This is a genomic window from Kitasatospora sp. NBC_01246, assembly GCF_036226505.1.
Classification (GTDB): domain Bacteria; phylum Actinomycetota; class Actinomycetes; order Streptomycetales; family Streptomycetaceae; genus Kitasatospora.
The window spans coordinates 4987825-4999356 of record NZ_CP108484.1; the positions used below are offsets into that span (position 1 = coordinate 4987825).

Sequence of the window (11532 nt, forward strand, 5' to 3'; positions counted from 1 at the left end):
CGGTCCGCTGCGCTGATCGCCCTGCCTCCGGACGGGTCCGGAGTTTTTCGATATTGCTGAAAAACTACAAAAAGCCTGCGGTTACATGCTCCGCAGGCTTCAAGTACTGCAAGGGGAATCAAACTGCAACTGAGGGCAACGCTAGCATGCGGTCGCGGTGACGACCAGGGGTGACTTACGGGCCGGACAGGGCGTGTCGCAAGGCCGGTGCGGGGCTTCCGGAAGGGCGGGCATACCCTGCCTGGAGGCCCACGAACAGCAAGGGAGCGGCGCAGTGGCGGTACCGGATGCGGAAACGCACGAGCCCCGGCAGAACCCCCCGGTCAGGCCGCGGGTCGGACACATTCAGTTCCTGAACTGCGTACCCCTCTACTGGGGGCTGGCCAGGACGGGCAATCTGCTCGATCTCGACCTCACCAAGGACACTCCGGAGAAGCTCAGCGACCAGCTGGTCGGCGGCTCCCTCGACATCGGCCCGATCACCTGCGTCGAGTACCTGCGGCACGCGGACGAGCTGCTGGTCCTGCCCGACATCGCGGTCGGCAGCGACGGACCGGTGATGTCCTGCGTGATCGTCAGCAAGGTCCCGCTGGCCGACCTGGACGGCCGCCGGGTCGCCCTCGGCTCCACCAGCCGGACGTCGGTGCGGCTGGCCCGGCTGCTGCTGGAGGAGCGCGAGGGGGTGCGGCCGGAGTACTTCAGCTGCCCGCCCGACCTGGACGCGATGCTCGCCGAGGCCGACGCCGCCGTGCTGATCGGCGACCCGGCGCTGCGGGCCTACCTGGGACAGGCTGCCGACCAGGGCCTGACCGTGCACGACCTCGGCGCGATGTGGAAGGAGTGGACCGGTCTCCCCTTCGTCTTCGCCGTCTGGGCCGCCCGCCGCGACTTCGCCGACCGCAGCCCCGAGCTGACGGCGGCCGTGCACCGGGCCTTCCTGGAGTCCCGCGACCTCTCGCTGGTCGAGGCCGGCGCGGTGGCCGAGCACGCGGCCCGCTGGGAGGAGTTCGACGCCGGGGTGCTGGAGCGCTACTTCAGCGAGGCGCTGGACTTCTCGCTCGGCGAGCGGCAGCTGGCCGGCATGGCCGAGTTCGCCCGCCGGGTCGCCCCGGACAGCGGCTTCGCCCCGGACGTCACGGTCCGGCTGCTGGAGCCGGCACCGGCGGTGGTCTGACCCCGCCGGGGAGGTCCGACCGCGGGGGAAGGGGTGCACCGGTCCTTCCGCGCCACCCCTCCCGCCCCGCGCGGCCCGGTAGCGTCTGCACGCGAGATCCGTGCGGTCGGCGGTGCCTGGAGGGCGCCGGCGACGCCGGGCGGTCGAGGGGAGCGTGCGGGATGCAGGCACTGGGGGCGGACGACCCGCGACAGGTCGGCGGGTACCGGCTGCTGCGGCGCCTCGGCGCGGGCGGGATGGGCCGGGTCTACCTCGGCCGGACGGCCGGCGGCCGCACGGTGGCCGTCAAGCTGGTCCGCGGCGAGCTCGCGGAGGACGCCGAGTTCCGGGCGCGGTTCCGGCAGGAGGTCGCCGCCGCCCGCCGGGTCGGCGGTGCCTGGACGGCGCCCGTGCTGGACGCCGACACCGAGGGCGAGCACCCCTGGGTGGCCACCGGCTACGTGGCCGGTCCCGCGCTCGGCACCGCCGTCCGGGACTTCGGCCCGCTGCCCGAACAGGCCGTACGGACCCTCGGAGTCGGGCTCGCCGAGGCGCTGGGCCATGTCCACGGCCTCGGACTGGTGCACCGGGACGTCAAGCCCTCCAACGTCCTGCTGACGCTGGACGGGCCGCGTCTGATCGACTTCGGCATCGCCCGCGCGCTGGACGCGACCAGCGGCTTCACGCAGTCCGGCTACGTGGTCGGCTCGCCCGGCTTCATGTCGCCCGAACAGGCGAACGGGCAGCCGGCCGGGCCGCCGAGCGACGTCTTCTCGCTGGGCGCGGTGCTGGCCTTCGCGGCCACCGGGGTGCAGCCCTTCGGCGAGGGGGTGAGCGTGGCGGTGCTGCTCTACCGGGTGCTGCACGAGGAGCCGGACCTCTCCGGGCTGGCCGGGCCGCTGCGCCCGATCGTGCTGGACTGCCTGGCCAAGGACCCGGCCGCCCGCCCGGCCCCGTGGCAGCTCCGGGAGCGGCTGGACGCCGACGGCGCGGCCACCGTACGGCTCGGGCGGGGCGGCTGGCTGCCGCCCGCGCTGGCGGCGGGGGTCGGCCGCAGCGCGGTCGAACTGCTCGACCTGGAGGGGGAGGTGGAGGCCGGGGGAGCCGCCGCCCCGCGGGGCCCGGCCGCGGCGCCGGACCTGCCGGGCGGCCGGACCCCGACCGACCGGGTGCCGCTCGGCGGCGGCCCGGTCGGCCACCCGCAGGCCGGTCACCCGCAGGCCGGTCACCGGTCGTACGACGATCCGCCCCGCGACGCCGTGCCGCAGGACCGGGTGCCGACCGGGCCGGAGCGGCCGGGGCACCGGGTGCGGAACGCGGCGCTGGTCGCGGTGGCCGTCCTCCTGGTGCTCTCGGCCGGCGGCTACGGCGCCTACCGGGGCTTCCGGGGCGAGGCGGCGGTGGAGCACCCGCCCACCGACGGGCCGACGGTCACGTCCTCGTTCAGCTGGTCGGCCAGTTCGACCTCCACCACCTCCTCGTCCACGACCTCCTCCTCCACCACGCTGCCGCCCGGCCCGGTGCCGCCGGGCACCGGCGGCCCGAGCGTCGTGCCGGCCGGCTTCCTCGGCACCTGGCGCGGGGAGATGACCACCGACAAGGGGCTGCCCGCCGGTACCACCACGCTGGTGATCGGCCCGGCCGCGGTCGGGCAGGAGAACACCACCAGCCGCAACGCCGTCACCGGGCTGATCTCGGTCAGCTGCGAGGGCGCCTGGACGCTGGACTCGGCGTCCGAGGGGAAGCTGGTGTTCACCTCCCGGCTGGTCCGCTCCTCGCTGCCGGGGGCGTGCAGCGGCGGCTCCAACGCGGAGACGCTCACCCTGCAGAAGGACGGCACGATCCGGTTCTCCTCCGCCGATCCGGCGGCCGGGAACCCGACCGGGACGATGCGGAAAGCGGCCTGACGCCGACGCGCGAAAGCGCTGGCGTAGGCTGGTTCGGCCGTACCCGGAAGCACTGAAACGCACAGCAGTACCGAGAGAGAGAAGGCCGCCAGGTGTCCGAGCTCGCAGCGACCACCCTCGATGCGCCCAGCACCGACCTGCAGGCCGTGCTCGACCGGGCGGCCGGCGGTGGCCGGATCAGCCCGGAGGAGGCCCTGGAGCTGTACCGCTCGGCGCCCCTGCACGCGCTCGGCTCGGCGGCCGACGCGGTGCGCCGCCGCCGCTACGCCGGTACCGAGCACATCGCGACGTACATCATCGAGCGGAACATCAACTACACCAACGTCTGCGTGACGGCGTGCAAGTTCTGCGCCTTCTACGTGCCGCCGAAGAGCGACAAGGGCTGGTCCCGCGACCTCGACGAGATCCTGCGCCGCTGCGCGGAGACGGTCGAGCTGGGCGGCACCCAGATCATGTTCCAGGGCGGCCACCACCCGGACTACGGCGTGGAGTACTACGAGCGCGCCTTCGCGGCGATCAAGGCGGACTTCCCGCAGCTGGTGATCCACTCGCTGGGAGCGTCCGAGGTCGACCACATGGCCCGGCTCTCCGGGGTGTCGGTCGAGGAGGCCATTACCCGGATCCACAAGGCGGGCCTGGACTCCTTCGCGGGCGCCGGCGCCGAGCTGCTGCCGGCCCGGCCGCGCAAGGCGATCGCACCGCTCAAGGAGTCCGGCGAGCGCTGGCTGGAGATCATGGAGGCCGCGCACGGCCTGGGCGTGGAGTCCACCTCCACCATGCTGATGGGCACCGGCGAGACCAACGCCGAGCGGATCGAGCACCTGCGGATGATCCGCGACGTGCAGGACCGCACCGGCGGGTTCCGCGCCTTCATCCCGTACACGTACCAGCCGCAGAACAACCACCTCAAGGGCTCCACCCAGGCGACCGTCTTCGAGTACCTGCGGATGATCGCGATCGCCCGGCTGTTCCTCGACAACGTCGCGCACATCCAGGGCTCCTGGCTGACCACCGGCAAGGAGGCCGGCCAGCTGTCCCTGCACTACGGCGCGGACGACCTCGGCTCGGTCATGCTGGAGGAGAACGTGGTCTCGGCGGCCGGCGCCAAGCACCGGTCCAACCTCACCGAGCTGATCCACCTGATCCGGGCCGCCGACCGCGTCCCGGCCCAGCGCTCGACCACTTACGAGCACCTGCGGGTGCTGGACGACCCGGCCAACGACCCGGTCGACCCGCGGGTCGCCTCGCACATCGCCTCCACGGCGATCGCGGGCGGCACCGCGCACCCCGAGCTGAAGATCCTCGACAACGGCTGACGCCGGCGTCCGGGGCGCCCGCCGCAGGGGCGCCCCCGCCGGCCCCGCAACGGTGACCTCGCCATGCTGACGCTGCACCGGGCCGCCCTCGTGCTGCCCGACCCCGCCGACCCCACCGCCCCGTCCGTCGCCGACGGGGCGGTGCTGGTGCACGGCGAACTGATCGCCGCCCTGGGCCGCCACGCCGAGCTGGCCGCCGCCCACCCCCGGGCCCGGCTGCGCGACTGGGGCGACGCCCTGCTCACCCCCGGGCTGCGCAACCCGTACGGGCACTGGCTGCTGGAGAGCGCGTACCACCCGGACCCGCGCGAGGAGCTCGGGGACGCGCCGGTGCCCGGTGGACTGCTGGGGGAGGCCGACGAGGCGCGCTGCGGCGCGAGCGCCCGGCGCGGGCTGCAGCGGATGCTCGGCTCCGGGGTGACGGCGGTGGCCGGCCCGTTCGAGCGGGCTGCGGTGCGGACGGCGGTGGCCCGGTCCGGGCTGGCCGCGCTGCCCGGTCCGGCCGGTCCCCCCGGTGCGGAGGGGCCGCTGGACCCGCTCGCCGTGCTGCCGCTCGCGGTGGCGGTGCACGGGCGGCTGGCCGTGGGCGGGCGGGCCGACTTCGCGGTGTTCGCGCCGGCCGGCGCCGCAGGTGCCGGTGCGTCCGGTGCCGGTGCCTCCGACGGCGCTCGCGGGCCGGCCCCGCGGCCGGCCGGCTGCCTGGCGACGGTCCTGGCCGGGCGGTTGGTGTACCGCCGACGCTGAGCCCCGGCTACTCGCGGGTAGCCGGACCCCCGTGCGACGTACGGTCGTTCCTTCGTGTGCCGCCGAACTGCGGTGTCGGCCATATTGTCTGATTCACCCTTCGCCGTGACCTGAGGGCCCGCCAGCGGATACGATCCCGGCAGCTCAGTCCGTACCCTCACCACGCACCACCCGTCCCCGCGGGTGGCGGGGCCCCGTCCCAGGCCCCGAAGGCTAGCCAGGACAGGAACCATGCGATCCGCGACCGTCCCCCCGCCGCGCTTCCCGCGGTTGGGCCGTGGCTGGTACCTCACCGCCGTGCTCAGTGCCGTGCTGGCCGTCGGCATGTGCCTGCTCGGCTGGCGCCAGACCGAGCAGGCCGACCGGATCGGCGCGCACCCGGTGAGAGTGGACGGCGTCGTCACCCAGATGCCCTCGGGCGGCGGCTCCTACAGCACCGTCAGCTACCGGGCCGCCGGCCAGCAGCACACCGCTGCCGCGCTGCCGCTGGCGGACGGCGCCAAGGTCGGTGACGCGGTCTGCCTGGAGCACGCCGCCGACGACCCGGGCGCGGTCCGGATCTGCGGCGCCACCTACCCGCAGCCGGTCGGCGTCGGACTGGCCCGGTTCAGCGTGCCGGTGGCCGTCGTGCTCTTCCTGGTCTGCGTGCTGAGGATCCGCCGGCACCGCCGGGCGGTCGCCATCCGCAGCGGCACCGGGCGGTTCGCGACCACCGTGGCGCTGGCGACCGGCGCGCTGGCCGAGGGGATGCCCGCGATAACGCAGGGCAAGCGCTCGCGCCGCAGGCGGCGTTCGGGCGGCCGGCGCGGCCTGCACTGAGGCCGCGCGCCCTCCGGGGCACGCCCCGGGCCGGGGCGGTGACGGGCCGCGCGGAGCGCCCGCGACGGGCGGGCTGCGTGCCCCCTTGCCGAACCCGCCGGTGGCAGGGTGAACAATGGGGGCGTGACCCGAGCCTCTCTGGACAAGCAGCCGCACGAAGTCGCCGCCATGTTCGACGACGTCGCGGCCAAGTACGACCGCACCAACGACGTGCTTTCCCTCGGCCAGGCCCGTGCCTGGCGCCGGGCGGTGGCCGAGGCGGTGGCCGCCGGTCCGGGCGACGTCGTGCTCGACCTCGGGGCCGGTACCGGCACCTCCTCGCTGCCCTTCGCCGAGGCGGGCGCCACGGTCGTCCCGTGCGACTTCTCGGTCGGCATGCTCGCGGAGGGCAAGCGCCGCCACCCCGAACTGCCGCTCACCGCGGGGGACGCGACCAGGCTGCCGTTCGCCGACGGCACCTTCGACTCGGTGACGATCTCCTTCGCGCTGCGCAACGTGCAGGACACCGACGCGGCGCTGAGCGAGATGTTCCGGGTCACCAAGCCCGGCGGCAAGCTGGTGATCTGCGAGTTCTCGACGCCGACCTGGACGCCGCTGCGGACGGTCTACACCGAGTACCTGATGCGCGCGCTGCCGCCGGTGGCCACCGCGGTCAGCAGCAACCCGGACGCCTACGTCTACCTCGCCGAGTCCATCCGGGAGTGGCCGGACCAGCCGGAGCTGGCCGCGAAGCTCCAGGAGGCCGGCTGGTCCAAGGTCGCCTGGCGCAACCTGACCGGCGGGATCGTCGCCCTGCACCGGGCGTACAAGGTCTCCTAGGGCCCGGTCCGACGGTCCGCGCGCTGGTGCGGCGCGAACGGTCGACCGGCTACGGCCTGGGCCGCTCGATGGTGGTGGCCGGGCTCCGCACGGCTCGATCGGCACCTCCTTCGCCAGTGCCGTCATCGGTGCGGTGCTCGCGCGCACGGCGGTCCCCTTCGGGCCGGCGCAGGTGCCCTCGCTCGGCGGCTTCCGGGTGACGTTCGCGATCGGTGCCGGGGCGGCGGGGCTCGGGGTGCTGGTCATCGCCTTCACCCCGCGCCGGCGGCGGGAGGCGGCGCCGGTGGTGCTCACGGTGGTGCCGGACGGCGCCGGCGCGGACCGCGGGGACACCACCGGGGACACCACCGGCGCCAGCCGCGCGCGGCTGACGCCGCGGACGCCGTCCTCGGACCCCGGCCCGGGGGCGGCAACTAGACTGCCGGGGTCAACGCCTCCGTCCCCAGCCGTAGCTCCAGGAGAGTGCCCACCGTGTCCGAGACCGCAGCCGACCTGACGAAGCCGGACAGCCCCGTGGAGAGCACCGCGGACGTCATCGTGGTCGGCGCGGGCCCGGCCGGCGCCACCACCGCGTACTACCTCGCCCAGGCCGGGCTGGACGTGCTGCTGCTGGAGAAGACGTCGTTCCCCCGCGAGAAGGTCTGCGGCGACGGTCTGACGCCCCGTGCCACCAAGCAGCTGGTCGACATGGGGATCGACGTGTCGACCGGGAACGGCTGGCTGCACAACAAGGGCCTGCGGATCATCGGCGGCGGGGTCCGGCTGGAGCTGGACTGGCCGGAGCTGTCCGCGTTCCCCGACTACGGGCTGGTCCGCAAGCGCGCCGACTTCGACGAGCTGCTCGCCCGTCAGGCGGAGAAGGCCGGCGCCCGGCTGTACGAGCGGTGCAACGTCAGCGGCCCGGTGCTGGACGACCGGACCGGCCGGATCGTCGGCGTCACCGCCCGGCTCGGCGACGAGAAGCGTGCGGTGACCTTCCGCGCCCCGCTGGTCGTCGCGGCCGACGGCAACTCCACCCGGCTCTCGCTGGCCATGGGCCTGCACCGCCGGGAGGACCGTCCGATGGGCGTCGCCTACCGGACGTACTTCAACTCCCCGCGCCACGACGACGACTACCTGGAGTCCTGGCTGGAGCTGTGGGACACCCGCGCCGGGGAGCGCAAGCTGCTGCCCGGCTACGGCTGGATCTTCGGCATGGGCGACGGCACCTCCAACGTCGGCCTCGGCATCCTCAACTCCTCGCCCGCCTTCGGCGAGCTGGACTGGCGCGACGTGCTCAAGGCCTGGTGCGCGAGCATGCCGGCGGAGTGGGGCTACACCCCCGAGAACATGACCGACCCGATCCGCGGCGCCGCCCTGCCGATGGCCTTCAACCGGCAGCCGCACTACACCCGCGGCCTGCTGCTGGTCGGTGACGCGGGCGGCATGGTCAACCCGTTCAACGGCGAGGGCATCGCCTACGCGATGGAATCCGGCCAGATCGCGGCCGGCGTCATCGTCCAGGCCAACGCCCGGGTGACGGAGGGCGGCCGCGAGCGCGCCCTCCAGGCGTACCCGCGCATCCTCAAGGACGTCTACGGCGGCTACTACACCCTCGGCCGCGCCTTCGTGAAGCTCATCGGCAACCCCAAGGTGATGCAGCTCGCCACCCAGCGCGGCCTGACCCACCCGATGCTGATGAAGTTCGTGCTCAAGATGCTGGCCAACCTGACCGACCCGCAGGGCGGCGACGCCATGGACCGCATCATCAACGGCCTCGCCCGGGTCGCCCCGAACGCCTGATCCGCCGCCGCCCGGAGCTCCGGGCGGCCCCGGGGGCGCTCCCGTACGGTTCCGGTGACGCCGGCCGCCGTACGGGAGCGGGGTTCAGCGGGCGCTGATCCGCACGTTCCGGAACTTCACCGGGAGGGTCGGGAAGCCGTCGCCGGGGCCGTTCTGGTCGTCCTCGCCGCCCGCCGCGATCTTCTGCAGGACGTCCAGGCCGGCGGTCACCCGGCCGAACGGGGTGTAGGCGGGGGAGAGCTTGGTGTCCTTCCAGACGATGAAGAACTGGCTGCCGTTGGTGTTCGGCCCGGCGTTGGCCATGGCCACGGTGCCGGCGGGGTAGGTGGCACCGGTGAGGTTCTCGTCGGGGAACGAGTAGCCCGGGCCGCCGCTGCCGGTGCCGGTCGGGTCGCCGCACTGCAGGACGAAGATCCGCTGGGTGGTGAGCCGGTGGCAGTGGCTCTTGTCGAAGTAGTCGTGCTCGGCGAGGAAGCGGAACGAGAACGTCGTGCAGGGCGCCTCGGCGGTCAGGGCCCGGAAGGTGATCGCGCCCTGGCCGGTCTTCAGGGTCGCCTGGTAGGGCTTGGCGGCCTTCTTGGCGTCGAAGACCGGGATGCCCTTGAAGTTGTCGGCGGGCACGGCCGGGGTGTACGCGCAGCCGGGGGCCGCGGGCGGGGCCGGCGCGGGGTCCGCCGCGGCGGTGCCGGTGGTCGCGGCCAGCAGGAGGACGGTGGCGGCGGCGGGCAGCGCCCAGTGCTTGCGCCTCATGTGACGGGCCTTCCGGGGGGTGGTGGACGGCTGGATTGTCATGGCGACATCATCCACGGTCGGGCGGGGATCCGGTAGACGTCGGGGGCCGGTGGTGGGCGGTGGGTGGCAGGGGCGGGTGGCGCCCCCGTCGCCTTGGGCGTCCGGATGGGAGGAGTGCGCCGAAAGCCGTTGATCGCGGGCGGGGCGGTGCGCGAGGATGGCGGACCTTGGCGCGGGTCCGTCCGAGCGGGCCCGCGGTGCTCCGAGATCCGTCCGACGTCGTACGGGAGTCTCCTCGTCCGCCCCGTTCGCCTTCGGAGAGGTCCCGCCCATGCGCCCGTCACCCGCCCTGCTCCGTGATGTACCCGTGCTGCTGGTGGCGGTGGTGTGGGGGTCGAGCTTCCTCGCGGTGCAGCAGGTGGCCGGGCCGGGGACGGTGGTGGCGATGCTGGTGCTGCGCTTCGGGCTGGTGCTGCCGCTGCTGGGGGTCCTCGCCCGGCGGGCGCTGCGGGGGATGGGCCGGGCCGAGTGGCTGGGCGGAGCGGTGCTGGGCCTGGTGCTCGGCGGGGTCTTCCTGCTGGAGACCTACGGCGCGGTGCACACCTCCGCGACCAACGCCGGGCTGATCATCAGCCTCACGATGGTGTTCACCCCGCTCGCGGAGAGCGCGCTCACCCGGACACCGCTGCCGCGGGCCTTCCTCGCGGCGGCCGGGCTGGCCGTGCTGGGCGTCGCCCTGCTCACCGGCGGCGGCGGGCTGAAGGCGCCCACCTCCGGTGACCTGCTGGTGCTCGGCGCCGCCGTGGTGCGGACGGCGCACGTCCTGGCGATGTCCCGGGTCCGGGCCATCCGGAACACCGACAACCTGGGTCTCACCTGGGTCCAACTCGCCACCGCCACGTTGGTGTTCGCCCTCGCCGCGCCGTTCGCCGGGCCGCTGCCGTGGACCGTCGCCGCCTCGTACGGGCCGACCGAGTGGGCCTGGCTGCTGCATCTGGCGCTGCTCTGCACGCTGTTCGCCTTCCTGGTGCAGATGTGGGCGGTCCGGGCCACCTCGCCGTCCCGGGTCAGCCTGCTGCTCGGCACCGAGCCGCTCTGGGCCGCCGTCTTCGGGATCGCCCTGGCCGGCAACCACTTGGGACCGGTGGCGCTGGCCGGCGGCGCGCTCGTCCTGGTCGCCACCGAGTGGGGGCGCCGCACCGCCGTCGGCGCCGCGCGGCCCGAACCCCGGCCGGTGGAGCCGGCCCCGGCGTCGGTCTGACCGACCGCTCGCGACCGCCCGGCGTCACAGCCCTGTGCGACGAGCCTGGGCGGCAGTTCGTCGAGCCTTGGTCCCGGGTCGTGGAAACGGACGCTCGCGCGCTTGTGAACGAAGGGTCAAGCGGGCGTTCGGAGCCCCGCCACCCCTGCGGGTGAGACGCTATAACACGTCAACATGACGCCCGGAAATTTGCTCTGGGCGCTGCGTAGTTGATATAGGAGCGAAGCTCTGACCTGCCAGTTCGCAGATGAATGCGACGTGTTGTGACCATTTGACTGCTTTGCGTCGACAACTCTGGTCATGTTCACTTTCGGCAGCATTCCAGGGGTGGCGTAGATCACAAAGATCGCCCTGAACTGCGTGTCGCAGATCACAAGCCGACGGGCATAGGATGCGCTCGTTCCAGGCTTTGTGAACTGCCTCACATGGGGTGGATCTCGGGAACTGGAACGCGGGCCACCACAGCGTGACCCGGCGGTTCCGATCTGCAGTCAAGGACGACTGGACGGAGGGAGCGGGGGCTATGAATGCCTACGCGCCGATCCTCGTACTCGGTGCCATCGCGGCGGCGTTCGCGGTCGGCTCCGTCGTGATGGCCTCACTGACCGGGCCCAAGCGGTACAACCGGGCCAAGTTGGAGGCGTACGAGTGCGGCATCGAGCCGACCCCGCAGCCCGTGGGCGGCGGTCGGTTCCCGATCAAGTACTACCTGACGGCGATGCTCTTCATCGTCTTCGACATCGAGATCGTCTTCCTTTATCCGTGGGCGGTGAGCTTCGACGCCCTGGGGATCTTCGGGCTGGTCGAGATGCTCCTGTTCATCGCCACCGTCTTCGTCGCCTACGCCTACGTCTGGCGCCGCGGCGGTCTGGAGTGGGACTGAGGGCGGGGCGGCCGCTGACTTTGTGAACGGGCGGACAAGCCCGGGCGCGTGCAGAGGCCCGAACCAGCGCACGGACCACCGGACTTGAGGGCACTGAGGGCATTGAGAGGGATCTG

At 73.5% G+C, this 11532-nt stretch carries 10 protein-coding genes; 9 read left to right on the forward strand and 1 reads right to left on the reverse strand.

The genetic code is table 11. The features are described from left to right. Positions 1 to 274: 274 nt before the first annotated feature. The 7 genes from OG618_RS21880 (at position 275) to OG618_RS21910 (ending at position 8540) form a co-directional block, all read left to right on the forward strand. Positions 275 to 1174 carry a menaquinone biosynthetic enzyme MqnA/MqnD family protein gene (locus OG618_RS21880; protein WP_329489227.1) on the forward strand — a complete coding sequence of 300 codons (900 nt, stop codon included), beginning with the start codon at positions 275 to 277 and terminating at the stop codon, positions 1172 to 1174. Positions 1175 to 1335: 161 nt separating this feature from the next. After that, on the forward strand, positions 1336 to 3060 hold the full coding sequence (locus OG618_RS21885; RefSeq protein ID WP_329489228.1) for a serine/threonine-protein kinase: 1725 nt from the start codon (positions 1336 to 1338) through the stop codon (positions 3058 to 3060). Positions 3061 to 3152: 92 nt separating this feature from the next. Then, the gene (gene mqnC, locus OG618_RS21890) at positions 3153 to 4376 is read left to right on the forward strand and encodes a cyclic dehypoxanthinyl futalosine synthase (RefSeq protein ID WP_329489229.1); all 1224 of its coding nucleotides are present in this window, start codon (positions 3153 to 3155) and stop codon (positions 4374 to 4376) included. A 63-nt stretch (positions 4377 to 4439) separates the two neighbouring features. After that, on the forward strand, positions 4440 to 5120 hold the full coding sequence (locus OG618_RS21895; RefSeq protein ID WP_329489230.1) for an amidohydrolase family protein: 681 nt from the start codon (positions 4440 to 4442) through the stop codon (positions 5118 to 5120). Positions 5121 to 5351: 231 nt separating this feature from the next. Further along, a complete protein-coding gene (locus OG618_RS21900) occupies positions 5352 to 5939 on the forward strand; it encodes a hypothetical protein (protein WP_329489231.1) in 588 nt (195 codons plus the stop codon). Positions 5940 to 6062: 123 nt separating this feature from the next. Then, a complete protein-coding gene (locus OG618_RS21905; RefSeq protein ID WP_329489232.1) occupies positions 6063 to 6758 on the forward strand; it encodes a demethylmenaquinone methyltransferase in 696 nt (231 codons plus the stop codon). A gap of 492 nt (positions 6759 to 7250) precedes the next feature. Beyond that, complete coding sequence (locus OG618_RS21910) at positions 7251 to 8540, forward strand: geranylgeranyl reductase family protein (protein WP_329492213.1); 1290 nt, start codon at positions 7251 to 7253, stop codon at positions 8538 to 8540. Between the two features lie 84 nt (positions 8541 to 8624). Here the strand turns inward: OG618_RS21910 and OG618_RS21915 are convergent, their stop codons facing one another. After that, positions 8625 to 9332: a peptidylprolyl isomerase gene (locus OG618_RS21915; RefSeq protein WP_329489233.1), complete on the reverse strand. Its 708-nt coding sequence runs from the start codon at positions 9330 to 9332 to the stop codon at positions 8625 to 8627. Positions 9333 to 9603: 271 nt separating this feature from the next. On the opposite strand from OG618_RS21915, the gene OG618_RS21920 reads away from it, so the two are divergent. Then, entirely contained in the window at positions 9604 to 10533 is a 930-nt protein-coding gene (locus OG618_RS21920; RefSeq protein WP_329489234.1) for a DMT family transporter, read from the forward strand. A gap of 523 nt (positions 10534 to 11056) precedes the next feature. After that, positions 11057 to 11416, forward strand: a complete 360-nt coding sequence (locus OG618_RS21925) for an NADH-quinone oxidoreductase subunit A (protein WP_014137597.1) — start codon at positions 11057 to 11059, stop codon at positions 11414 to 11416. Positions 11417 to 11532 lie beyond the last annotated feature (116 nt).